21 protein-coding genes are annotated in these 22,323 nt (G+C 64.3%); 12 read left to right on the top strand and 9 right to left on the bottom strand.

Annotated features, from left to right (window positions below):
• Positions 1–242: 242 nt before the first annotated feature.
• The 3 genes from EN885_RS14335 to EN885_RS14325 all read right to left on the bottom strand — a co-directional run bounded on the left by EN885_RS14335 (position 243) and on the right by EN885_RS14325 (position 3,043).
• On the bottom strand, positions 243–968 hold the full coding sequence (locus EN885_RS14335) for an MBL fold metallo-hydrolase (protein ID WP_128242297.1): 726 nt from the start codon (positions 966–968) through the stop codon (positions 243–245).
• A gap of 16 nt (positions 969–984) precedes the next feature.
• Positions 985–2,151: a diphosphate--fructose-6-phosphate 1-phosphotransferase gene (locus tag EN885_RS14330; protein ID WP_127204874.1), complete on the bottom strand. Its 1,167-nt coding sequence runs from the start codon at positions 2,149–2,151 to the stop codon at positions 985–987.
• A 118-nt stretch (positions 2,152–2,269) separates the two neighbouring features.
• A complete protein-coding gene (locus tag EN885_RS14325) occupies positions 2,270–3,043 on the bottom strand; it encodes a L,D-transpeptidase (RefSeq protein WP_128242296.1) in 774 nt (257 codons plus the stop codon).
• A 204-nt stretch (positions 3,044–3,247) separates the two neighbouring features.
• On the opposite strand from EN885_RS14325, the gene EN885_RS14320 reads away from it, so the two are divergent.
• The 3 genes from EN885_RS14320 to xylB all read left to right on the top strand — a co-directional run bounded on the left by EN885_RS14320 (position 3,248) and on the right by xylB (position 6,739).
• Positions 3,248–3,871: a LysE family translocator gene (locus EN885_RS14320; protein WP_095484427.1), complete on the top strand. Its 624-nt coding sequence runs from the start codon at positions 3,248–3,250 to the stop codon at positions 3,869–3,871.
• A gap of 9 nt (positions 3,872–3,880) precedes the next feature.
• Positions 3,881–5,203 (top strand): tetratricopeptide repeat protein, encoded by a 1,323-nt coding sequence (locus tag EN885_RS14315; protein WP_128242295.1) that lies wholly within the window; start codon positions 3,881–3,883, stop codon positions 5,201–5,203.
• An 81-nt stretch (positions 5,204–5,284) separates the two neighbouring features.
• The gene (gene xylB / locus EN885_RS14310; protein ID WP_128242294.1) at positions 5,285–6,739 is read left to right on the top strand and encodes a xylulokinase; all 1,455 of its coding nucleotides are present in this window, start codon (positions 5,285–5,287) and stop codon (positions 6,737–6,739) included.
• A 194-nt stretch (positions 6,740–6,933) separates the two neighbouring features.
• Here xylB and EN885_RS14300 read toward each other — a convergent pair whose 3' ends face one another.
• Positions 6,934–7,296, bottom strand: a complete 363-nt coding sequence (locus EN885_RS14300) for a nuclear transport factor 2 family protein (RefSeq protein WP_095484430.1) — start codon at positions 7,294–7,296, stop codon at positions 6,934–6,936.
• 113 nt (positions 7,297–7,409) lie between these two features.
• On the opposite strand from EN885_RS14300, the gene xylA reads away from it, so the two are divergent.
• Positions 7,410–8,735: a xylose isomerase gene (gene xylA / locus EN885_RS14295; RefSeq protein ID WP_095484431.1), complete on the top strand. Its 1,326-nt coding sequence runs from the start codon at positions 7,410–7,412 to the stop codon at positions 8,733–8,735.
• Positions 8,736–8,920: 185 nt separating this feature from the next.
• The gene (locus EN885_RS14290; protein ID WP_095484432.1) at positions 8,921–9,130 is read left to right on the top strand and encodes a hypothetical protein; all 210 of its coding nucleotides are present in this window, start codon (positions 8,921–8,923) and stop codon (positions 9,128–9,130) included.
• 8 nt (positions 9,131–9,138) lie between these two features.
• Here EN885_RS14290 and EN885_RS14285 read toward each other — a convergent pair whose 3' ends face one another.
• Positions 9,139–10,119 (bottom strand): GlxA family transcriptional regulator, encoded by a 981-nt coding sequence (locus EN885_RS14285; RefSeq protein ID WP_128242293.1) that lies wholly within the window; start codon positions 10,117–10,119, stop codon positions 9,139–9,141.
• 126 nt (positions 10,120–10,245) lie between these two features.
• Between EN885_RS14285 and EN885_RS14280 the strand changes: the two genes are divergently transcribed.
• The 7 genes from EN885_RS14280 to EN885_RS14250 all read left to right on the top strand — a co-directional run bounded on the left by EN885_RS14280 (position 10,246) and on the right by EN885_RS14250 (position 18,088).
• A complete protein-coding gene (locus tag EN885_RS14280) occupies positions 10,246–11,157 on the top strand; it encodes a 3-keto-5-aminohexanoate cleavage protein (RefSeq protein ID WP_095484434.1) in 912 nt (303 codons plus the stop codon).
• Between the two features lie 26 nt (positions 11,158–11,183).
• Complete coding sequence (locus tag EN885_RS14275) at positions 11,184–11,813, top strand: HD domain-containing protein (protein ID WP_095484435.1); 630 nt, start codon at positions 11,184–11,186, stop codon at positions 11,811–11,813.
• Complete coding sequence (locus tag EN885_RS14270) at positions 11,810–12,907, top strand: carnitine 3-dehydrogenase (RefSeq protein ID WP_095484436.1); 1,098 nt, start codon at positions 11,810–11,812, stop codon at positions 12,905–12,907. The genes EN885_RS14275 and EN885_RS14270 overlap by 4 nt, the downstream gene beginning before the upstream one ends.
• Before the next feature lie 4 nt (positions 12,908–12,911).
• Positions 12,912–14,075: an acyl-CoA dehydrogenase family protein gene (locus EN885_RS14265; RefSeq protein WP_095484437.1), complete on the top strand. Its 1,164-nt coding sequence runs from the start codon at positions 12,912–12,914 to the stop codon at positions 14,073–14,075.
• 3 nt (positions 14,076–14,078) lie between these two features.
• Positions 14,079–16,157 (top strand): acetate--CoA ligase family protein, encoded by a 2,079-nt coding sequence (locus EN885_RS14260; protein ID WP_128242292.1) that lies wholly within the window; start codon positions 14,079–14,081, stop codon positions 16,155–16,157.
• Positions 16,150–16,932, top strand: a complete 783-nt coding sequence (locus tag EN885_RS14255) for a carnitinyl-CoA dehydratase (RefSeq protein WP_095484439.1) — start codon at positions 16,150–16,152, stop codon at positions 16,930–16,932. The genes EN885_RS14260 and EN885_RS14255 overlap by 8 nt, the downstream gene beginning before the upstream one ends.
• A gap of 214 nt (positions 16,933–17,146) precedes the next feature.
• Positions 17,147–18,088, top strand: a complete 942-nt coding sequence (locus EN885_RS14250) for an alpha/beta hydrolase (RefSeq protein ID WP_095484440.1) — start codon at positions 17,147–17,149, stop codon at positions 18,086–18,088.
• A gap of 5 nt (positions 18,089–18,093) precedes the next feature.
• On the opposite strand, the gene EN885_RS14245 is transcribed toward EN885_RS14250, so the two are convergent.
• The 4 genes from EN885_RS14245 to EN885_RS14230 form a co-directional block, all read right to left on the bottom strand.
• Positions 18,094–19,752: an FAD-binding dehydrogenase gene (locus EN885_RS14245; RefSeq protein WP_127204862.1), complete on the bottom strand. Its 1,659-nt coding sequence runs from the start codon at positions 19,750–19,752 to the stop codon at positions 18,094–18,096.
• Between the two features lie 27 nt (positions 19,753–19,779).
• Entirely contained in the window at positions 19,780–20,766 is a 987-nt protein-coding gene (locus EN885_RS14240; RefSeq protein ID WP_095484442.1) for a Gfo/Idh/MocA family oxidoreductase, read from the bottom strand.
• A 281-nt stretch (positions 20,767–21,047) separates the two neighbouring features.
• Positions 21,048–21,623: a YceI family protein gene (locus EN885_RS14235; RefSeq protein WP_095484443.1), complete on the bottom strand. Its 576-nt coding sequence runs from the start codon at positions 21,621–21,623 to the stop codon at positions 21,048–21,050.
• A 70-nt stretch (positions 21,624–21,693) separates the two neighbouring features.
• Positions 21,694–22,272, bottom strand: coding sequence for a cytochrome b (locus EN885_RS14230; RefSeq protein ID WP_095484444.1), 579 nt, complete (start codon positions 22,270–22,272; stop codon positions 21,694–21,696).
• Positions 22,273–22,323: the final 51 nt, after the last annotated feature.

The raw sequence follows: 22,323 nt of genomic DNA, 5'->3' as shown, positions 1-22,323 counted from the left end.
ACGGCCTGGCACCGGCCTGCCGCGATGGCGCCGAAACCCGAAAACAAAAAACCCGCCTCAACGGCGGGTCGCTGGCGCAATCAGCACCGACCCGGCAAAAGAGCATGAACACCTCTGGCCCTGCTTCCGGCGTTGACGACTGGCGAAAGCCGTGGCGGCATCCAATCTCCCCCCTTGCGGAGGAGATCAGCAGCTTCGCCGACGGCGCCTGCCCGCATCTCTTCCCGTCCTGCCGGAGCCTCCTATGCGCCGATCCCGTCAGTCCGCCTGAGATAGCCGTTAGCGATCTCGCGCATCCGTTTGGCGTCGAAGCTCGGGCCGTGGCCGCCATGGCCGACGCGTATCGGCAGGTCGAGCAGCCGCTGCATAGTCCGGCGATAGGCGACGGGATCGGAATCCGGCAGGTCGTCGATCAGCATGGCGTCGTAGATGGCGTCGCCGGCGAAGAACAGGCCGTCGGCCTCATCGAACAGCGCGATCGAATCAGGCGAATGGCCAGGCAGATGCAGCACGCGGAACCGCCTATCGCCGAGGTCGACCAGATCGCCCTCGTCAAGCGTCCGCGTCAGCGGCGCCGGTGGGATTTTGTAATCGGCTGCTTTCCAGCCGGGCGCCGGCAACTTGGAGACGGCGCCGTCGAGATCGTGGAACATGTGGGCGTAGGTGACCGCCTCGTCCATGCTGTCGAAATGCGCGGCACTCATCCTCGGCCCTGCCCGCAACGGGAATTCGTGCAGCGAGCCGACATGGTCGAGATGGATATGGGTGGCGACGACGAGCAGCGGCTTGCCGTCAGGCGTGTCGATCTCAGGCGCCAGCGGCCGGATGCCCATGCCGGTGTCGACGAGCAGGTCGACGTCGCGGCCGCGCAGATGCCAGATATTGGCGCGCACGAAATCATGCACGAACGGCTCGGTCAGCATCGTCGTATGGGCGTCGACTTCCGTCTTGCTGAACCAGTCAAGCATCAGGAGATATCCGGCATCAGACGAACGGCTTCCCGACCTTGTATTTTTCGGGGACCAGGCGCTTCAGATAGGCCATGCCCGCATCGGAGAGCTGGTTGACATCCGGCAGCATGAAATCGTCGGGCATGTGGCGCGTCTTGCCGGCGACGTTTTTCAGCGGCACTTTCCTCAGCACGGTTTTCTTGCCGTCATATTGCAGCGCTACCGATCCGCCGCCCTCCTCCGCCACCTTGACGGCGAAAGCGCCGGCGTCGAAGGCTTCCTGCGCATCGACGGCGCTGATGGCGCCGACATAGCCGCGCGGCATGTAGCCGAGCGCATCGACGCGCGCCCGCTTGCCCGGCAATCCTTCGGCCAGCGCACGCTCGAGAGCGGCCGGCAGGTCGCTGCCCGACAGCTTGACGTTGCCATGCGCATCGCGCTCCAGTTTGTCCGGCGGCACCAGACTTTCGACTAGCGCCTTGCCGTCGGCGGTGCTGACGCCTTCGGAGACGGCGACGATACAGCGCTTATGGCGATCGAGCGTGGCGCGAACATCGTCGATGAAGGCCGCAGCCGAGAACGGGCGCTCCGGCACATAGACGAGATGCGGGCCGCTGTCGGGGTCAAGCTGCCATGCGGCAGCGGCGGCGGTGAGGAAACCGGCGTGCCGGCCCATGACGATGCCGACATAGATGCCGGGCAGGGCACGGAAATCGAGGTCGACCGAGAGAAAGGCGCCGGCGACGAATTCGGCCGCCGAAATGAAGCCGGGCGTGTGGTCGTTCTCCTCGAGATCATTGTCGATGGTTTTCGGCGCATGGACGAAAGCCATCTTGCCGCCGGCGGCGTCGGTCAGGATCTGCTGCGTGCCCGACGTGTCGTTGCCGCCGATGTAGATGAAGGCGTCGGCGCCGGCCTTCTTCAGGCCGCTGAGGATGATTTCGCAGTAGGCGGCATCCGGCTTGTCGCGCGTCGAGCCGAGGGCGGCGCTCGGCGTGGCCGCAATCAGCCGCAACCGGTCCTCGGCAATGGCGGAAAGATCGACATAGTTGCCGTCACGAATGCCGCGCACGCCATGGATGGAGCCTAAAACCTTGGCGCCGGGATGCCGCTTGCGGATCTCGAGCGCGGCGCCCACCATCGTCTGGTTGATGACGGCGGTCGGGCCGCCGCCTTGCGCGATCACAAAAGTTCCGGACATGCTTCACGTCTCCCGAGCAGTGGCTTTGCAGGCACATTCGCCTGTCTTGCGAGATCACGCAACGGGAGAGTCGAGCGGCCGCGCCAGCCGCTATGAAGTCAGACGACAACCGGGAGGGTCAGACGACGACGACCGGGTTCTTCCTGGAGACGCGGCTGTAGAGGTCGATCATGTCCTGGTTGATCAGGCGAACGCAGCCGGACGACATCGCCTGGCCGATGCTCCACCATTCGGGCGAGCCGTGGATGCGGTAGCCGGTGTCCTGGCCATTCTGATAGATGTAGAGGGCGCGCGCGCCGAGCGGATTTTCGAGGCCGCCGGGTTGTCCGCCTTGCCATTTCACCAGCTCCGGCTTGCGGGCAATCATCTCGGCCGGCGGCGTCCAGACCGGCCATTCCTTGCCGTACTGGATGTTGGCGCGGCCGGACCAGCGGAAGCCTTCCTTGCCGATGCCGACGCCGTAACGGATCGCGTCACCGCCGGGCTGCACCAGATAGAGCAGCCGCTCCTGCGAATGGACGACGATGGTGCCGGGCTGCTCGCCGGTCGGGTCGACGACGATCTGGCGGCGGAATTCCGGCTTGACCTTGAGGTAGGGCACTTCCGGCAGCGTGAAGCCGCCATCGGTGACGGAGGCATACATCACACCAGGGCTGGTGATGTTCTTGTCGACGCTGATGCTCGGGCGGATAGGGGTGATCGCGCCAGTGGTGACGCCGTCGAGCTGCAGCGATGGCAAATCGAGCGTCTGGCTGCAGCCGGCAACCCCGAGCAGCGCCAGCGCACCGGCGCCAGACAACACCGCGCGGCGGGAAAGCTGGTTTTCGGAAATTTCGATTTCGACGGCGTCGCCATTGTACGGCGGCGTCAGACCTTGCGGCAACTCACGCATGTACCCAAACCCTACGCTATCGGCGGGAAACACGGTCCGGCCGGATCGATGGTATTTTCACCAATCATGGTTGAAAAAGCGTGAAGACGTCTTGCCCTACCTTAACCTCTGGCCGAGCCGTCGTGCCGTCTATTTCAATGCTGCCCCTTTACATCTTCGTGAGGTCGAGGATTTATCCTCTTCTTTGAGCTCAAGGAGACGAGCATGTCCTTCGAAAACTGGGCCGCCTTTGCCGCGGCCTCGACGATCCTTCTTGTCATTCCCGGCCCGACCATCCTTCTGGTCGTGTCCTATGCGCTCGGCCAGGGCTGGCGCACGGCGCTGCCGATGGCGGTCGGCGTCGCGTTTGGCGACTTCACGGCGATGACGCTGTCGATGCTGGGCATCGGCGCGCTGCTGGCGGCGTCGGCCACCGTGTTCACGGTGCTGAAGGTGATCGGCGCCGGCTATCTGATCTATCTCGGCGTAAAGCTGTTTCGCGCCGGTGGCACGCTCAGGGCCGAGCCGCGCCTGGATGCGGTGTCGTCGGCCAAGATGATGGCGCATGCCTGGCTGGTCACCGCGCTCAACCCGAAAAGCATCACCTTCTTCGTCGCCTTCCTGCCGCAGTTCCTCGACCGGCATGGCGATTTCTGGACGCAGATGCTGATCTTCGAAACCACCTTCCTGGCGCTCGCCTTCGCCAATGCCTTCGGCTATGCCCTGATCGCCGCAAGGGCGCGCAACGTGGTGCGCAATCCCCGGGCGATCCGTATCTTCAACCGCACCGGCGGCACGCTGCTGGTCGGCGCCGGCATCGCCACGGTGGCGATGCGCTCGGGCAATTGAGGACATGACATGGCAGTCAGGGACGCATTCGGCCTGACTTTTTCGGGCGCGACCGAAGCCGGGTTCACGCCCTACAGCCAAGCTGTCCGCGAACTGCAATGCTTCATCGGCGATCCGGTCGGCTCGGTCGACCGAGCCATCGCCGAGGATCCCGGCTTCGTCATGGCGCATGTGTTCAAGGGCTATCTCTTCGGCCTCGCCACCGAGCGCGAGGCGACTGCTGTGGCCAGGACATGCCACGAGGCGGCGCTGCCGCTTGCCGCGACGACGCGTGAGCAGGCGCACGTCGCAGCACTTGGCCATCTTGCCGCAGGACATTGGCATGAAGCCGCCCGTCTGCTCGAGGATATCGCCATCGAGTTTCCGCTCGACGCGCTGGCGCTGCAGACCGGGCACCAGATCGATTTCTTCACCGGCAACGCCCGCATGCTGCGCGACCGCATCGGCCGCGCGCTGCCGTCGTGGCAGAACGGCATGCCCGGCTATCACGCCATACTCGGCATGCAGGCGTTCGGGCTGGAGGAAATGGGCGACTTTGCGCGCGCCGAAAAGCTGGGCCGCGCGGCAGTCGACATCGAGCCGCGCGACGGCTGGGCGCAGCACGCCGTCGCGCATGTCATGGAGATGCAGAGCCGGCAAAAGGACGGCATCGCTTGGATGCGCGCCAACCCCGAAGCGTGGACGCAAGAGAGCTTCCTGCAAGTGCACAATTGGTGGCATCTGGCGCTGTTCCACTACGATCTCGGCGAGACCGACCAGGTGCTGGCGCTTTATGATGGGCCGATCTACGGCGAGCGCTCGACGCTGGCGCTCAATATGGTCGACGCCTCGGCGATTCTGTGGCGATTGCATCTCGGCGGCGTCGATATCGGCGATCGCTGGGCGGCGCTTGCCGCCAACTGGGCCAAGGCTGGCGCCGGCAATTATGCCTTCAACGATGCCCACGCGATGATGGCCTTCGTCGGCGCCGGCCAAGAAGCGCCGGTTCGCATCTTGCTCGAGGCGCAGCGCGAGGCCATGAACGGCAACGACGACAACGCCGCCTTCGCCCGGGACGTCGGCCATCCCCTGACGCTCGCCATCAAGTCGTTCGGCGACGCCAATTATGCCGAGACGGTGCGCCTCATCCGGCCAATCCGGGCGATTGCCCACCGCTTCGGCGGCAGCCACGCGCAACGCGACGTCATCGACCTGACGCTGATCGAGGCGGCGTTGCGTTCCGGCGACCATGCGCTGGCAAGGGCGCTCGCGGCGGAACGCGCGCTGGCGCGGCCGGACAGTCCGCTGTCGGCACTGTTCTCGCGTCGGGCGGCCGATTTGTCGGAGAATTGACCGGAGGCGGATCTTGTCTTAAAAACTGCCAAGTCAGATTTTTTCGAGATCCGAAAAAATTAATGGCATTGGGAGGACACCATGTATCTCGGCCTCGATCTGGGCACGTCGGGCGTCAAGGCGCTTTTGATCGATGCCGGGCAGACCGTCATCGGCTCCGGCCATGCTTCACTCGACGTGTCGCGGCCGCATCCCGGTTGGTCGGAGCAGAATCCCGCCGACTGGATCCGCGCCTGCGAGGACGCGATCGCCGAGCTCAAGGCATCGCATCCAGGGCAGCTCGCCGCCGTGAAGGGCATAGGCCTGTCCGGCCAAATGCATGGCGCCACCTTGCTCGACGCCGGCGACCAGGTGCTGCGTCCCTGCATCCTGTGGAACGATACGCGCAGCCATGCCGAGGCGGCCAAGCTCGACGCCGATCCGCGCTTTCGCAAGCTCACCGGCAACATCGTCTTCCCCGGTTTCACCGCGCCAAAGCTGGTCTGGGTGAAAAACAACGAGCCTGATATTTTCGCCAAGGTGGCAAAGGTCCTGCTGCCGAAGGATTTCCTGCGGCTCTGGCTTTCCGGCGAACACATTTCGGAAATGTCTGACTCGGCCGGCACATCCTGGCTCGATGTCGGCAAGCGAGGCTGGTCATCCGACCTGCTCACTGCCACGTCGCTTGATGAGAAGCAGATGCCATCGCTGGTCGAAGGCACTGAGAAGGCTGGCGCCTTGCGCAGCGAATTGGCCTCGAAATGGGGGATGCAGGCCGGCATCCCGATCGCCGGCGGCGCGGGCGACAATGCGGCCTCGGCCTGCGGCATGGGCACGGTCGGAGCAGGCCAGGCCTTCGTCTCGCTTGGCACGTCGGGCGTGCTGTTCGCCGCCAACGCCGCCTATCTGCCAAACCCGGAAAGCGCGGTGCATACGTTCTGCCACGGGCTGCCCGATACCTGGCACCAGATGGGCGTCATCCTGTCGGCAACCGATTCGCTCAACTGGCTGTCGGAGATATCAGGAAAAGGCGCCGGCGAGTTGACCGCCGAACTCGGCGATGCGCTGAAGGCGCCGACCGGCGTGTCCTTCCTGCCCTATCTCTCCGGCGAGCGCACGCCCCACAATGACTCGGCCATTCGCGGCTCGTTTACCGGGCTCGCGCATGAAACCAGCCGTACCGTGTTGACCCAGGCCGTGCTGGAGGGCGTGGCTTTCGCCTTCCGCGACAGTCTCGAAGCCCTGGCCAAGGCCGGCACGACGCTGACGCGGGTGACGGCGATCGGCGGCGGCTCGCGCTCGCGCTACTGGCTGAAGGCCATCGCCACCGCGCTCGGCCTGCCCGTCGACGTTCCCGCCGACGGCGATTTCGGCGCTGCCTTCGGTGCAGCCCGGCTCGGCATGATCGCGGCGACAGGCGCCGATCCGCTCAGAGTGTGCACGGCGCCGGCCACCGATGCCACCATCGAACCGGTCGCCGCGCTAAGCAACGCCTATGCGGATGCCTATCAGCGCTACCGGGCGCTTTATCCGGCGATCAGGGCTGTAACCGCGTGAGCCGGCGCTTACCCCCCTCTGGCCTGCCGGCCATCTCCCCCTCAAGGGGGGAGATCGGCAGTTCCAGCGCTGGTGCCAACCTTGTTTCGCTGGAGATTGGCGAAAGCAGAAAAGACAGCCAATCTCCCCCCTTGAGGGGGAGATGGCCGGCAGGCCAGAGGGGGGTGCTTGGCGCCCGCCTTACCCAGAAGTCTTCACTGCGCCGGAACCTTGTCGAGAAAGCCGGTGACGCTTTTCAGGCGGCCATTCTCGATGACGCCGATGTCGGTGCCTTCGATGACGGAATCAGTGCCTTCCGGCCCGAGATTCCACGAGAAGCGGATCGTGTCGCCAAAACCGTCCGGCTTGCCCTTGAGCGAGAACCGGAAGCCGGCAAAGCGCTGCTGGACGCCATCGATCAGCGCGGCGACGCCGTCATGGCCGTCGCCCTGCATGATCGGGTCGCGGTAGCTGACGTCCTCGGTGAAGGTCGCCTTCAGCAAGGCTTGCCGGCGAGCCGCATCACTCTCGTTCCAGGCGGTGATGTAGTTTTCGGCGATCGTGTTGAGGTCGGTCATGGTCTGTCTCCGTTGTTGAGTGGCTTTGACACGACCCTTTTCACCCAGCGCCAGCGCGAAACCAATTACGCCTGAGGTAATCAGGACAGAACCATGCGAGAGGACAGACAAACATGACCAGCGGCTTTTTCGGCGACATCAAGACGATCAAATACGAAGGACCGGATTCTACCAATCCGCTGGCCTACCGCTTCTACAACCCAGACGAGGTGGTCGCCGGCAAGCGGCTGGAGGACCATCTGCGCTTTGCCGTCGCCTACTGGCATTCGTTCGCCTGGCCGGGCGGCGATCCGTTCGGCGGCCAGACTTTTGACCGGCCATGGTTCGCCAAGGCCGGCGGCACCGACACGATGGAGTTGGCCAAGCTCAAGGCCGATGTCGCCTTCGAGATGTTTTCGCTGCTCGGCGCACCCTATTTCTGCTTCCACGATGCCGATGTGCGGCCGGAAGGCAGGGACTTTTCCGAGAGTGCCGCGCGCCTCGACGAGATCGCCGATTACTTCGCCGGCAAGATGAAGCAGACCGGCGTCAAGCTGCTTTGGGGCACGGCCAACCTGTTCTCCAACCGCCGCTTCATGTCGGGGGCCGCCACCAATCCCGACCCGGATGTCTTTGCCTATGCGGCAGCGACGGTAAAGCACTGCATCGACGTCACCAAGCGGCTGAAGGGCGAGAACTATGTGCTGTGGGGCGGCCGCGAAGGCTATGAGACGCTGCTCAACACTGACCTTGCCCGCGAGCAGGAACAGGCAGGCCGCTTCCTCAACCTGGTCGTCGACTACAAGCACCGCATCGGCTTCAAGGGCACCATTCTGATCGAGCCGAAACCGCAAGAGCCGACAAAACACCAGTACGATTATGATGTCGCCACGGTCTATGGCTTCTTGAAACGCTTCGGACTGGAGAAGGAAGTCAAGGTCAACATCGAGCAGGGACATGCGATCCTGGCCGGCCATTCCTTCGAGCATGAGCTGGCGCTGGCCAATGCGCTCGGCATCTTCGGCTCGATCGACATGAACCGCAACGACTACCAGTCGGGCTGGGACACCGACCAGTTCCCCAATAATGTGCCGGAGATGGCGCTGGCCTATTACCAGGTCCTGTTGGCGGGTGGCTTCAAGACCGGCGGCACCAATTTCGACGCCAAGCTGCGGCGCCAGTCGCTCGATCCGCAGGATCTGCTGATCGCCCATATCGGCGGCATGGACGCTTGCGCACGCGGCCTCAAGGCTGCCGCCAAGATGGTCGAGGACAAGGCGCTGTCGGGTCCGCTGGCCGAGCGCTATGCCGGCTGGAACTCTGCCGAGGCCAAGGCGATGCTTGCCGGCAAGCGGACGCTGGAGGAGATCGCCGAGCGCGTCGTCAAGAAGAAGATCGAGCCGCAGCCCAAATCCGGCCGCCAGGAACTGCTCGAGAATATCGTCAACCGCTACGTCTGAGGTGTCGCGCCGGCGGGTCTCCTAACCGACCCGCCGGCCCGGAACAGCTTTGCGCGAGGGCGGAACCGGCGACAAGGTTTTGCCTCGCACGCCCCTCAATCGCCTCGCTCTTGCCTTCAAACAGCCGTCACGAATCTCGTATAGTGTGGTTCGTGGCGGGAACAGAAAGAAGGAGGCGAAACGATATGCAGCACGAACGCGAAATCGACGCCCTGCTCTCATCTGGCGAGGCCGGATCGATCATCGACCGGCTGATGGCGCTGCCGCATCCGAAGCATGGTGCGCGCAGTGCAAACGAATGGGATCGCGCGGTCGCCAGCCGCTTCGAGACCCACCTTGCGAGACAGATGCGCTCGCAGATCGACGGCAACAGCGACCGCCAGGACGCTGCCTAATCCCCACACTATCTCTGACGCAGCCTGACCGGCGCTTCGCCGAAAGCTCTTGAAAACGCCCTGGAAAATGCCGCGGCGGACGAGAACCCTGTCCGCCCGGCAATATCGGCCATGGCCACGCGCGTGTCGACCACTAGCCGGCGCGCGGCACCCAGCCGCAGCCTGAGATAATAGGCGCCCGGCGTTTCGCCGATCGACTTGCGAAAAATGCTTTCCAAGGTTCGCGCCGTCACCCCGGCGCGCTTTGCTACCGCGGCAATGGTCAAAGGCTGGTCGACATGGGTTTCCATCAGCCGGACGGCTTGTGCCAGCCGCGGATCGTAGCCGTCGAGGCGGCCGAGCGAGACCAGCGGCTGCGCGTCGGTCGCCGCCCGCGCCTGGTCGTAGATGAAGACACTTGCCACATCGAGCGCGACGGCCATGCCGAGCCGCGTGCGGATCAGATGCAGCATCAAATCGAAGGTCGGCGAGGCGCCGCCGGAGGTGAATACCGGCCCGTCGATGACGTAGCGGTCGGGGCGGACATCGACACCGGGAAAGGCCGAGGAAAAATCTTCCATGTCCTCCCAGTGGGTGGTGGCGCTGCGCCCTTCCAGCAGGCCGGCGCGGGCGACCAGCCAGGTGCCGGCTTCGACGCCGCCGCAAGCGCGCGCAGCGCGGGCCGCGCGGCGCAGGCCGGCAAGCAGGGCCGATGTGGCATAGTTCTGCGTGCCGAAGCCGGCGACCACAACAAGCATATCGGTTGTGTCCGCTGCATCGAAGCGGCCGCTGACCGCAACCGGCAGGCCGCATGTGGTGATTGACGCTTCGCCGGTCACCGAAACCAACCTGAAATCGAACAGCGTCTCGCCGGCGATGCGATTGGCGGCGCGCAGCGGATCGACGGCCGACGCCACGCACATGATCGACGAACCGGAAAACACCAGCAGCGTCACCTTGAGCGGCGAGCGTTCGGCGCGAAAGATCGACGGCTTTTCGCTTTTTATCATACGATCTTCGTAAAACGCAAAACAGTTTCCGGCAAGTCAGGCATTGTTGCCATCTGCTCGATTGGGCCCATGTTTGATTGGGCCATATTGGATCGGAGCCGTCTGTGCTGATTGGGAGGAAAGTCCATGCCGCTTGCGATGAACCGTGAGGTTTTCATTACCTGTGCCGTGACCGGGTCCGGCAGCTCACAGGACCGCAGCCCGCATGTGCCGCGTTCGCCCAAGCAGATCGCCGATTCGGCCATCGATGCGGCAAAGGCGGGTGCGGCGATCGTGCACTGCCATGTGCGTGATCCCGAAACCGGCAAGCCTAGGCGTGACGTGCATCTCTACCGCGAAGTGACCGAGCGCATCCGCGCGGCAGACGTCGACGTGGTGCTGAACCTGACCGCCGGCATGGGCGGCGACATGGTGTTCGGCTCGCCGGAAAACCCGCTGCCGCTGAATGAAAAAGCCACCGATATGGGCGGCGCCACCAACCGCGTGGAACATGTGCGCCAGTGCCTGCCGGAAATCTGCACGCTCGACTGCGGCACCATGAATTTCGCCGAGGCCGACTATGTCATGACCAACACGCCCGGCATGCTGCGCGCCATGGGCGGCATGATGACGGCGCTCGGCGTCAAGCCGGAGATCGAGGCCTTCGACACCGGGCATCTCTGGTTTGCCAAGCAATTGGTCGAGGAAAAGGTGCTGGATCCGGATGCTCTCGTGCAATTGTGCATGGGTGTGCCGTGGGGCGCGCCGGATGATCTCAACACCTTTATGGCCATGGTCAACAACGTGCCGTCGAGCTGGACCTGGTCGGCCTTTTCCATCGGCCGTAACCAGATGGCCTATGCCGCCGCCGCGGTGCTGGCCGGCGGCAATGTCCGCGTCGGGCTCGAGGACAATCTCTGGCTCGACAAGGGCGTGCTGGCGACCAATGCGCAGCTGGTCGACCGGGCCGTCAGCATCGTGTCGAACATGGGCGCGAGGGTGATCGGCCCGGAGGAAGTGCGCAAGAAGCTCAATTTGACGAAGCGCGTGCCGCTTTGAAGGGAATCGGTAGGGAGGAGCCGCCGATGAAGACCGTGAAATTCACCGCCATGAAGGACGGCGACCGCGAGGACTACGCCTTCCTCACCGAGCACGAGATCGACTATGCGGCGAAAACCGGCGACCGGCTGCTTGACGCGCTTGTCCAGCTCGACGAGGGGCTGTCCGGCTACAAGATCACCCGGCTTGGCCATTCGCTGCAAGCGGCGACACGCGCATGGCGCGACGGCGCCGATACCGACTGGATCGCCTGCGCGCTGCTGCACGACATCGGCGACATCTACGCACCCTACAATCACGACGAATATGCAGCTTCGATCCTAAAACCGTTCGTGCGCGAGCAATGCACCTGGGTGGTGGAAAAGCACGGCGACTTCCAGCGTCTCTATTACGCGCACCACCTTGGCGGCAATCCGCATGCGCGCGACCGTTTCGCCGGCCATCATTATTTCGACGATTGCGATGAGTTTTGCGAGCGCTGGGACCAGTCGAGCTTCGACCCGGACTACGAGACGCTGCCGATCGACTTCTTCCGGCCCTTCGTGCTCGAAGTGTTTGCGCGCAAGGCCTATGACCCCACCGTGATCCGCGCCGGCCAGCGCGTGCCACTCACCGATTCCAAAGTAGCCAGGACCAGAACCGGAGCCTCCGCATGAGCATCATCAACAAGGCGGCCGCCATCGGCGGCGGCGTCATCGGCGCCGGTTGGGTGGCACGGCTGCTCTTGAACGGCATCGACGTGTCGATTTTTGATCCGGACCCCGAAGCCGCACGCAAGGTCGGCGAAGTGATGAAAGGCGCACGCCGCGCCTACAAGCAGATGCTGCCCGACGGCCTGCCCAAGGAAGGAAAACTGACCTTTGCCAAGACCATCGCCGATGCCGTCGCCGATGCCGATTTCATCCAGGAAAGCGTGCCGGAACGGCTCGACCTGAAGCACCGCGTGCTGGCCGAGATCGATCTTTATGCGCCGGCTAACGCCATCGTCGGTTCGTCGACCTCCGGCATCAAGCCGACCGACATGCAGGTGGCGATGAAGAAGCATCCGGAGCGGCTGGTCGTCGGCCATCCGTTCAACCCGGTCTATCTCTTGCCGCTGGTCGAGATCGTCGGCGGCCAACAGACCTTTCCCGAGGCGATAGAGGTCGCCAAGGAGATGTATGCCTCGATCGGCATGAAGCCGGTGGTCATCCGCAAGGAGATCGAGGCGTTCGTCGGCGACCGCCTGCTGGAGGCGGCATGGCGCGAGGCACTATGGCTGATCAAGGATGGCATCTGCACGGTCGAGGAGCTCGACGACATCATGCGCTATGGCTTCGGCCTGCGCTGGGCGCAGATGGGCATGTTCCAGGTCTATCGCGTCGCCGGCGGCGAGGCCGGCATGCGCCACTTCATGGCGCAGTTCGGGCCATGCCTGAAATGGCCGTGGACCAAGCTGATGGATGTGCCGGAGTTCAACGACGAACTGGTCGACCTGATCGCCACCCAGTCGGACGACCAAGCGCATGGCCTGTCGATCCGCGAGCTTGAAAAGATCCGCGACGACAATCTGGTCGCCATCATGGATGCGTTGTCGAAGCAGAACAAAGGCAAGGGCTGGGGCGCCGGCGCCTTGCACAAGGACTATACCAAGCAGCTCGCCAAGCTTGCGGCGAAGAAGCCCGCCTCTTCCAAGGCAGCCGATAAGGCCAAGGCAACCAAGCCGGTGAAGGCCAAAGCTGAAAAGCCGAAGAAAAAGAAGAAGGGCTGAGACCATGGATTTTGGTCTTTCGGAAGAACAGAAACTCATCGTCGAGACGACGCGCGCCTTCGTCGAGAACGAGCTCTACCCGCATGAGCGCGAGGTCGAGCGCACCGGCGTGCTGCGCCGCGAGCTGATCGAGGAGATCAAGGCCAAGGCGATCGAAGCCGGGCTCTATGCCGCCAACATGCCGGCGGATGTCGGCGGCGCCGGCCTCGATACGGTGACCTGGCTGCTCTACGAAAAGGAGCTCGGCCGCGCCAATTACGCGCTGCATTGGACCTGCGTGGCGCGGCCTTCCAATATCCTTTTGGCGGGCACGGCCGAGCAGCGCGAGAAGTATCTGTTCCCCTGCATTCGCGGCGAGAAATGGGACTGCCTGGCGATGACCGAGCCGGGTGCCGGCTCCGACCTGCGCGGCATGAAGGCGACCGCCGTCCAGGACGGCGACGACTGGGTGCTGAACGGCACCAAGCATTTCATCAGCCATGCCGACCTCGCCGACTTCGCCATCGTCTTCATGGCCTCGGGCGAAGAGGATTCGCCGCGCGGCAAGCGAAAGAAGATCACCGCCTTCTTCGTCGACAAGGGCACCAAGGGTTTTACGGTGCGCGACGGCTACCGCAACGTCTCGCATCGCGGCTACACCAACGCCATACTCGAATTCGACGATTGCCGGCTGCCCGGGGCCCAGGTGCTCGGCGAGGTTCACAAGGGCTTCGATGTCGCCAATTCGTGGCTTGGCGCAACCCGCCTGCAGGTCGGCGCCACTTGTCTCGGCCGGGCCGAGCGGGCGCTTGGCCATGCCATCGATTACGCCGCGCAGCGCCAGCAGTTCGGCCAGCCGATCGGCAAGTTCCAGGGCGTGTCGTTTAAACTCGCGGACATGGCGACCGAGTTGAAGGCCGCCGACCTGATGGTGTTCGAAGCCGGCTGGAAGTACGATCAAGGCACCGTCACCGATCAGGACATGGCCATGGCCAAGCTGAAGGCCACCGAAATGCTTGCCTTCGTTGCCGATGAGGCGATCCAGATCCATGGCGGCATGGGGCTGATGGACGATTTGCCGCTGGAGCGCATCTGGCGCGACGCCCGCGTCGAGCGCATCTGGGAAGGCACGTCGGAAATCCAGCGCCACATTATTTCGCGGGCGCTGCTGCGTCCGTTCGGAGCCTGATCAATGCACAGACTTGAACGTCTCCTGCGTCCACGCTCCATTGCCGTGTTCGGCGGCGCGCAGGCGGCTGCTGTCGTCGCACAATCGATCAAGATGGGCTTTGCTGGCGAGATCTGGCCGGTGCACCCGACCAAGCACGAGGTCGCCGGGCGCAAAGCCTATCGCTCGGTGGCCGACTTGCCCGGCGCGCCGGACGCTGCCTTTGTCGGCGTCAACCGGCATTTGACCATCGAGGTGGTCAAGGTGCTGGCCGAGCGCGGTGCCGGCGGCGCCGTCTGCTTTGCCGCCGGCTTTCTCGAGACCGAGGCCTATGACGAGGACGGCGAGCGGCTGCAGGCCGAACTGGTCGCAGCGGCCGGCCAGATGCCGATCATCGGGCCGAACTGCTACGGCCTGATCAATTATGCCGACGGCGCGCTTTTATGGCCCGACCAGCATGGCGGCATCAGGCTGGTCGAGGGTGGCCGCGGCGTCGCCATCATCACCCAATCGTCGAACATCGCCATCAACATGACGATGCAGAAGCGCGGCCTGCCGATCGCGTTTCTGATGACCGCCGGCAACCAGGCGCAGACCGGCCTTTCCGAAATGGCGCTCGGCCTGATCGAGGACGACCGCGTCACCTCGCTCGGCCTGCATATCGAGGCCTTCGATTCGGTAGCCGGCTTCGAAAGGCTGGCCGCGCGGGCGCGTGAGTTGAGAAAGCCGATCATTGCCATGAAGGTCGGCCGCTCCGAGCAGGCGCGGCAAGCGACCGTCTCGCACACGGCATCGCTGGCCGGCTCGGATGCGGCCTCGGGCGCCTTCCTGAAGCGGCTCGGCATCGCCCGCGTCGACTCCATCCCCGCCTTCATCGAGGCGCTGAAGCTGCTGCACGTCACCGGACCCCTGCCCGGCTACCGGCTGTCGTCGATGAGCTGTTCGGGCGGCGAGGCCTCCGTCATGGCCGACAGCGCCGAAGGCCGCTGGGTGAATTTCCCTGTTCTGACCGACACGCACCGCGCCCACGTCAAATCGACGCTCGGGCCGCTGGTTGCAGTGGCCAACCCGCTCGACTACCACACCTTCATCTGGAACAACGAGCCGGCGATGACCGCCACCTTCACCGCCATGGTGTCGGGCGGCTTCGACCTCAACATGCTGGTGCTCGACTTTCCGCGCCCCGACCGCTGCTCCGACACTGACTGGTGGGCGACGCTGCGTGCCTTCGAATCGGCGCTGAAGACCAACAAGGCGCAGGGCGCGATCGTGTCGTCGCTGCCGGAGAACCTGCCCGAGGAATACACCGCCGGACTGATGGCGCGCGGCATGGTGCCGTTGTTCGGCATTTCCGAGGCCATGGACGCCGCCCAGGCGGCAGCCTTTATCGGCTGGGCCTGGCGCGAGCCGCAGGCGCAGCCGATCGACACCTCCGCTTCCGGTGCACCGAGTGGCGACCATGTCACACCTGATGAGGCCGAGGCGAAAGCACGGCTGATCGAGGCCGGGCTTCCCGTGCCCAGGGGCGAACGCGCCGGCAACGCCGTCGAGGCGGTGATCTCGTCGATGGCGCTCGGCTTTCCGGTAGCGCTGAAGGCATTGGGCGTCACCCACAAATCCGAGCTTGGCGCGGTGCGGCTCAACCTCAGGGATGCCGAATCCGTCAGCACCGCCGCCCATGATCTCGATCCGCTCGGCACCGGCCTCTATGTCGAGCGCATGGTGCGCGACGGCGTCGCCGAGCTGCTCGTCGGCTTCACCCGCGACCCGATGTTCGGCGCGGTGATGACGCTCGGCACCGGTGGCGTGCTGGTCGAGCTGTTGCGCGACAGCGTCACGCTGATGCTGCCGGCGACACGCGACGACATCGAGGCGGCCCTGCGCGGGCTCAAATTGTTCCCGCTGCTCGAAGGCTATCGCGGTCGGCCGAAGGCCGATGTCGCGGCGGCCATCGATGCAATATCAGGCATCGCCGCCTTCGTGCAGGAAAATGCCGGCGAGATCGAGGAACTCGACATCAATCCGCTGATTGTCTGCGCGCACGGCAAAGGCGCCTGGATCGCCGACGCGCTGCTGGTGCTTGGAGAGAAAAAGAATGTCTGACGTCATTTCAACGCGCCGCGAGGGCACGATCCTCGAAGTCACGCTCGACCGGCCCAAGGCCAATGCCATCGATCTGAAGACCTCGCGGCTGATGGGCGAGACGTTCAAGGCGTTCCGCGACGATCCGGATCTGCGGGTCGCCATCGTCAGGACTGCCGGCGACAAGTTCTTCTGCGCCGGCTGGGACCTGAAGGCTGCGGCCGGCGGCGATGCGGTCGACGGCGACTATGGCGTCGGCGGGTTTGGCGGGCTGCAGGAGTTGCGCGACCTCAACAAGCCGGTCATCGCCTGCGTCAACGGCATGGCGGTCGGCGGCGGCTTCGAGCTGGCGCTGTCCTGCGACCTCATCTACGCGTCCGATCATTCCTCCTTCGCGCTGCCCGAGATCCGCGCCGGCACGCTTGCGGATGCGGCGACGATCAAGCTGCCGAAGCGCATCCCCTATCATGTCGCCATGGATCTTTTGCTCACCGGCCGCTGGATGGATGTCGCAGAGGCGCATCGCTGGGGCCTGGTCAATGAGGTGCTGCCCAGGGACAGGCTCGAGGACCGCGTCTGGGAGATCGCACGACTGCTGGCCGGCGGTCCGCCGCTGGTCTTCGCCGCGATCAAGGAGACGGCCCGGGTCGCCGAATCGCTCACCTTCCAGGACGCGATGAACCGGGTGACGCGCAGGCAGCTGCCGACCGTCGATGTCCTCTACGGTTCGGAGGACAACATGGAAGGTTTTCGTGCCTTTGCGGAGAAGCGCCAGCCTGTGTGGAAGGGACGATAACGTCGGAGATGATGGCGCGAGGCACCCCCCTCTGCCCTTCCGGGCATCTCCCCCTCAAGGGGGGAGATCGGATGTCGCGAAGGCTTTCGTCAATCTTCTATGTCGCAGGGAAAGCGCCGAGCCCGAAGCTGCCAATCTCCCCCCTTGAGGGGGAGATGCCCGGCAGGGCAGAGGGGGGTGCCTGGGCGCCGTCGTCGCAGGTTGGTCTCCTCTCATGACCGACTACAATAAGCTGATCGACGCCGAGACCTGGGCCTTCATCGAGCGGACCAATTCCTACTATCCGCCTGACACGATCGACTACACGATCGATCAGCAACGTGAAATCTACGACCGCATGTGCCGCGAGTTCTTTGCCGGCTACCCAGACAATGTCACGGCGGAGACCACCGCCATTGCCACGCCCTCGCATCCCATCCCGATCCGCATCTACCTGACGCCGGCGCCGGAAGCGGCGGCGATGGTGCTCTATTTCCATGGCGGCGGTTTTATCCTCGGCGGGCTCGACAGCCATGACGACGTCTGTGCCGAGCTTTGCAGCCGCACCGGCTTTGAAGTGGTTTCGGTCGACTATCGGCTAGCGCCGGAACATCTTCATCCGGCTGCCTTCGACGATGCCATCAGCGCCTTCGAATGGGCGGCGACAACTTATAAGCGCGCGATCCTGCTTTGCGGCGACAGCGCCGGCGGCAATCTCTGCGCCTCCGTCAGCCACGCGACACGCGGCCATGCGCGAAGGCCGATCGGCCAGGTGCTGATCTATCCCGGTCTTGGCGGCGACCGCTCGCAAGGGTCCTACGTGGCCCATGCCGAAGCGCCGTTGCTGACGGTGCGCGACCTCGATTTCTACACGAATATCAGGACTGGCGGCGAGGACCGCACCGGCGATCTCACTCTGTCGCCGCTGGCCGACGCCGATTTTGCCAATCTGCCGCCGACCGTGCTGATCACCGCGCAATGCGACCCGTTGTCGTCAGACGGCGAGGCCTATCGCGACCGCATCGTCGCGGCAGAGGGACACGCCTACTGGTTGGAGGAGCCGGGTCTGGTGCATGGCTATCTCAGAGCCAGGCATACGGTCGGCCGCGCCCGTTCGAGCTTCACCCGCATCGTCGACGCTGTGTCGGTTCTGGGACGCGGCGAATGGATCTGGTGAGGGTTCTACCCCACCGCCCGCGCGGCAGCCCGGCCGGCGCTGCGCCCGGAAAAAACGCAGCCCCCGAGAAACGTGCCTTCCAGCGCTGCATAGCCATGCATGCCGCCGCCGCCGAAACCGGCGGCTTCGCCGACGGCATAGAGCCCTTCGATCGGCTGGCCCTCGGCATCCAGCACGCGGCTGCCGAGATCGGTCTGCAAGCCGCCCAGCGTCTTGCGGGTCAATATGTTGAGCCTGACCGCGATCAGCGGGCCATTGGCAGGATCTAGCATCTTGTGCGGCCTGGCCGTGCGGATCAGCCGGTCGCCGAGATAGGCGCGAGCGCCGCGCAGGGCGGTGATCTGCATGTCCTTGGAGAACGGATTGTCGAGCTGCCGGTCACGGGCGCGGATTTCGCGCTCGACCTGGCGAAGCTCAAGCAGCGGCTCGCCACCGACAAGCGCGTTCATGCGGGCGACCAGCGCCGGCAAATCAGGCTCGACGATGAAATCCTCGCCCTTCTCCATGAATGCTTTCACCGGACCGGGAACGCCTGATGTGGCGCGGCCGAGCACCTGGCGCCAGCTCTTTCCGGTGAGATCGGGGTTCTGTTCGGAGCCCGAGAGCGCGAACTCCTTCTGAATGATTTTTTGGGTCAGGATGAACCAGGAATAGTCGAAGCCGGTGCCCATGATGTGGCTGAGCGTGCCCAGCGTGTCGAAGCCGGGATAGAGCGGCACCGGCAGGCGCTTGCCGCGGGCGTCGAGCCACAGCGATGACGGACCGGGCAGGATGCGGATGGCATGGTCGGTCCAGAGCGGCGCCCAGTTCTTGATGCCTTCGACATAGTGCCACATGCGGTCGCGGTTGATGATGCTGCCGCCGGCCGCCTCCGTGATGGCCAGCATGCGGCCGTCGACATGGTCAGGAACACCGCTGATCATGCGGCTGGGCGGCGTGCCCAGCCGCTGCGGCCAGTTTTTCCGGACAAGCTCGGGATTGCCGCCGATGCCGCCGGAAGCGACGATGACCGCTTGCGCCTTCAGCTCGAAATCGCCGGCGATGTCGCGCGAACTCTTGCGGCCGCGCTCGACGTCGCTCGGCGCCAACATGTCGCCGCGTACGCCGTCGACGACGCCGCCCGTCCTTGTCAGTTCATTGACGCGGTGGCGGAATCTGAAGCGTATCAGCCCGTGCTTCTCGGCCTCGCGCACGCGCTGAACGAACGGCTCGAGCACGCCGGGCCCGGTACCCCAGGTGACGTGGAAGCGGGGCACTGAATTGCCGTGGCCGACGGCGTTGCCGCCGCCGCGCTCCGCCCAGCCGACCACGGGAAAGAACTTTATGCCGCGCTGCATGAGCCAGGAGCGCTTTTCGCCGGCGGCGAAGCCGACATAGGCTTCGGCCCATCGGCGCGGCCAGAGATCTTCCGCACGGTCGAAGGCGGCGGTGCCCAGCCAATCCTCGAGCGCCAGATCATGCGAATCGCGGATGCGCATGCGCCGCTGTTCGGGCGAACCGACGAGGAAGATGCCGCCAAGTGACCAGAACGCCTGGCCGCCGAGCGACTGTTCCGGTTCCTGGTCGACGACGATGATCTTCTTGCCAGCCTCGACCAGTTCCGCCGCGGCGACGAGGCCGGCAAGGCCGGCGCCGACAATGATCACATCGGCATCGTCAGCCATTTTCTCCTCCCCGGCTTGACGAAATTGTCAGACCGTCTCCCAGCCTTCCTTCTCGCCGGCGCGGAAGATGGCGTCGATGACCTTCTGGTTGAGCACGGACTCTTCCAGCGTGAAGACGCGCTCCGTGCCGCCCTGTGCTGCCCGCGCGAAGGCCTCGACCTCCAGCCGGTACTGCTGCATGCCGGGGAAGCGGAACACTTGCGCCTCGCTGTGTTTCTGGTTGTGCAGCTCGATGCGATGATGATCGTAGATACCGGCGTTGAACGGCGAAAGCACCTCGATGAAGCCCTTCTCGCCGTGGAACACCATCACCTGCCGCGCCGCCATCTGCGTCGACAGATAGAACGACAGTTCGAAGTCGCCGAAATCGGCGCGGATCGAGGAGTAGATGTCGGTGCCGAACGTCTTGTCGCGCTCGATCGTCGCCTGGACGCGCAGCGGCTCCTTGCCCGTCGAAAAGCGCGTCGACACCGTCGGGTAGACGCCGATGTCGGGCAGCGCGCCGCCGCCGAGGTCGAGCTGGTTGCGCATGTTCTTGGGATCGACATTGTAGTAGGAGAACGCGCCCTGGACATGGCGCAGCCGGCCGATGGCGCCATTGGCGATCAGTTCGCGCACCTTGATCCATTGCGGGTGGTAGACGACCATGAAGGCTTCGCAGACCAGCACGTTTTTGGCATCGCGCAGCTTGATCAGCGGCGGAATGTCCCTGGCATCGAGCGCCAGCGGCTTTTCGACCAGAACATGCTTGCCGGCTTGAATGGCCTTCGCAGTCCATTCGACATGCTGCGCGGTAGGCAGCGGGATGTAGACGCCGTCGATGTCCTTGGATGCGAGCAGCTCGTCATAGGAGCCGAAGGCATGGGGCGCGCCGAAACGGTCGGCCAGGGCACGGGCTTTCGACAGGTCGCGGCTGGCGATCGCCGACAGCACGCCGTTCTCCGCCTCGACCATTGCGGGCAAAAGATGCTCACGGCCGATCTTGGCCGTCGACAAAACACCCCATCGGAACATCAGGCTTCTCCCTCTCGATTGCAGGACTGGAGGTTTGCCCTAATTCAGGAGAAAAGCCAATCAGACACTGGCTCGTCGATCCGCACTTTCGTCATCCTCGGGCTTGACCCGAGGATCCATGCCGCGACATCGCCGAGGAATGCGACGAAACAGAATTCTGAACCGTTGCAACGCTTTGATGTCCCGGCATGGATCCTGGGGTCTGCGCCGCGTCGCTTCGCTCCTTGCTCCGCCCCAGGATGACGAAGTGAGAGGTGTCTCTGCCAATCGCGAAAGTGAAGCTAGCTCCGCTTGCCGGTCAGTGTCATGTCGAAGTGGACGACGTTCGAATAGATCGGCGTGCCGACGTCCATGCCGTAGCGCGACCGCAGCACCTTGCCGGTGACATGGAATTTTATCGTGCCCGCCTTGAGGCCGCTAAGCTCGGCAGTGAACTTTTCCGGAAAAGTCTTGCCGCGCGCCGTCAGCCGGCCGGTGACAAGGGCTGACGTCTCGCCGGTGCGTTTCACGCTGGTCGAGCGGAACTGGATTTCCGGGTTGTTGGCGGCGTCGAACACCGCGTCGGAGCGAAGGAAGGCGTCGATGCGGCTCTGGCCGGTGCCGACGCTTTCGGGAAAGATGGTGATATTGACACGCGAGCGCCCGACATCGCTGTTGTCGATGCGGATGCTGCCCTTGAAACGGGCAAAGGCGCCGTCGAATCCGCCGCCACCGAGCTTGCCGATCGAGAAGCGAATGCTCGAACCGGCCGGGCTGATCGTGTAGCTGCCGGCGGCATCACCAAGGGTGACCGCCGCGAAAACAGGCATGGCAAGACAAGTGGCGACCGCCGCAAATCCGAGGATGCGCGCATACATGGATTTGATCCTTTTCTTGCAGGCAACGCGTTCTCCGCGCCTCACCCCGTGAACGAATGAACCGCTAGCTCTATTCCGCCTCGTGATTTGACGAAGGCCGGACCATGCGCGTCAGCACCGCGTCCTTCAGCCAGAAATGATGGCGCAGCGCCGCGGCGATATGCAGGGCGACAAGTCCGATGCCAGCATAAGCGAGATACCAATGCGTTGAGATCCAGAAGCTTTCCGCCGTGTCCGATTCCACGAGTGGCAGGTCCGGCATGACGAACAGGTTGAACGGCACGCTCGGTATCTCCAGCATCGACACTGATACCAGCGCCCAGCCGGACAGAGGCAGCGCAAGCTGAAACGCGTAGAGCGCGAAATGAACGAGCGCCGCCGCCCGGCGCTCGAAGCGTCCGACTGAGCGTGGCAGCGCCGGCGCCGCATTGCCGAGCCGCCAGGCAATGCGCAGGATCACCAAGCCGAGCAGCAAGAAACCGAAAGATTTGTGCAGCTGGATCAGCTCGAAGGCGGTGCGCTGGCTGGACACCCGCATCATGACGAAGCCGAGCACGAACTGGCCGATGAAGATCGCGGCGATCAGCCAATGGAGGACGATCGCCGCCCAGCCATAGCGGGTGGTGTCGTTTGTGATCAATGCCGGCATGGTCGGTGAACGATTGCCGGACCGGCTTTCTTCCCGCCGCTTACCCCCACC

The organism is Mesorhizobium sp. M6A.T.Cr.TU.014.01.1.1, assembly GCF_004022765.1.
GTDB lineage: Bacteria > Pseudomonadota > Alphaproteobacteria > Rhizobiales > Rhizobiaceae > Mesorhizobium > Mesorhizobium mediterraneum.
The sequence above is the reverse complement of the archived record's forward strand: the minus strand, read 5'-3'. Positions and strand labels throughout refer to the sequence as shown.

Excerpts from the sequence above, each read along its gene's own strand:
- EN885_RS14335 (WP_128242297.1), bottom strand. The coding sequence starts at position 968 with ATGCTTGACTGGTTCAGCAAGACGGAAGTCGACGCCCATACGACGATG.
- EN885_RS14330 (WP_127204874.1), bottom strand. The coding sequence starts at position 2,151 with ATGTCCGGAACTTTTGTGATCGCGCAAGGCGGCGGCCCGACCGCCGTC.
- EN885_RS14325 (WP_128242296.1), bottom strand. The coding sequence starts at position 3,043 with ATGCGTGAGTTGCCGCAAGGTCTGACGCCGCCGTACAATGGCGACGCC.
- EN885_RS14320 (WP_095484427.1), top strand. The coding sequence starts at position 3,248 with ATGTCCTTCGAAAACTGGGCCGCCTTTGCCGCGGCCTCGACGATCCTT.
- EN885_RS14315 (WP_128242295.1), top strand. The coding sequence starts at position 3,881 with ATGGCAGTCAGGGACGCATTCGGCCTGACTTTTTCGGGCGCGACCGAA.
- xylB (WP_128242294.1), top strand. The coding sequence starts at position 5,285 with ATGTATCTCGGCCTCGATCTGGGCACGTCGGGCGTCAAGGCGCTTTTG.
- EN885_RS14300 (WP_095484430.1), bottom strand. The coding sequence starts at position 7,296 with ATGACCGACCTCAACACGATCGCCGAAAACTACATCACCGCCTGGAAC.
- xylA (WP_095484431.1), top strand. The coding sequence starts at position 7,410 with ATGACCAGCGGCTTTTTCGGCGACATCAAGACGATCAAATACGAAGGA.
- EN885_RS14290 (WP_095484432.1), top strand. The coding sequence starts at position 8,921 with ATGCAGCACGAACGCGAAATCGACGCCCTGCTCTCATCTGGCGAGGCC.
- EN885_RS14285 (WP_128242293.1), bottom strand. The coding sequence starts at position 10,119 with ATGATAAAAAGCGAAAAGCCGTCGATCTTTCGCGCCGAACGCTCGCCG.
- EN885_RS14280 (WP_095484434.1), top strand. The coding sequence starts at position 10,246 with ATGCCGCTTGCGATGAACCGTGAGGTTTTCATTACCTGTGCCGTGACC.
- EN885_RS14275 (WP_095484435.1), top strand. The coding sequence starts at position 11,184 with ATGAAGACCGTGAAATTCACCGCCATGAAGGACGGCGACCGCGAGGAC.
- EN885_RS14270 (WP_095484436.1), top strand. The coding sequence starts at position 11,810 with ATGAGCATCATCAACAAGGCGGCCGCCATCGGCGGCGGCGTCATCGGC.
- EN885_RS14265 (WP_095484437.1), top strand. The coding sequence starts at position 12,912 with ATGGATTTTGGTCTTTCGGAAGAACAGAAACTCATCGTCGAGACGACG.
- EN885_RS14260 (WP_128242292.1), top strand. The coding sequence starts at position 14,079 with ATGCACAGACTTGAACGTCTCCTGCGTCCACGCTCCATTGCCGTGTTC.
- EN885_RS14255 (WP_095484439.1), top strand. The coding sequence starts at position 16,150 with ATGTCTGACGTCATTTCAACGCGCCGCGAGGGCACGATCCTCGAAGTC.
- EN885_RS14250 (WP_095484440.1), top strand. The coding sequence starts at position 17,147 with ATGACCGACTACAATAAGCTGATCGACGCCGAGACCTGGGCCTTCATC.
- EN885_RS14245 (WP_127204862.1), bottom strand. The coding sequence starts at position 19,752 with ATGGCTGACGATGCCGATGTGATCATTGTCGGCGCCGGCCTTGCCGGC.
- EN885_RS14240 (WP_095484442.1), bottom strand. The coding sequence starts at position 20,766 with ATGTTCCGATGGGGTGTTTTGTCGACGGCCAAGATCGGCCGTGAGCAT.
- EN885_RS14235 (WP_095484443.1), bottom strand. The coding sequence starts at position 21,623 with ATGTATGCGCGCATCCTCGGATTTGCGGCGGTCGCCACTTGTCTTGCC.
- EN885_RS14230 (WP_095484444.1), bottom strand. The coding sequence starts at position 22,272 with ATGCCGGCATTGATCACAAACGACACCACCCGCTATGGCTGGGCGGCG.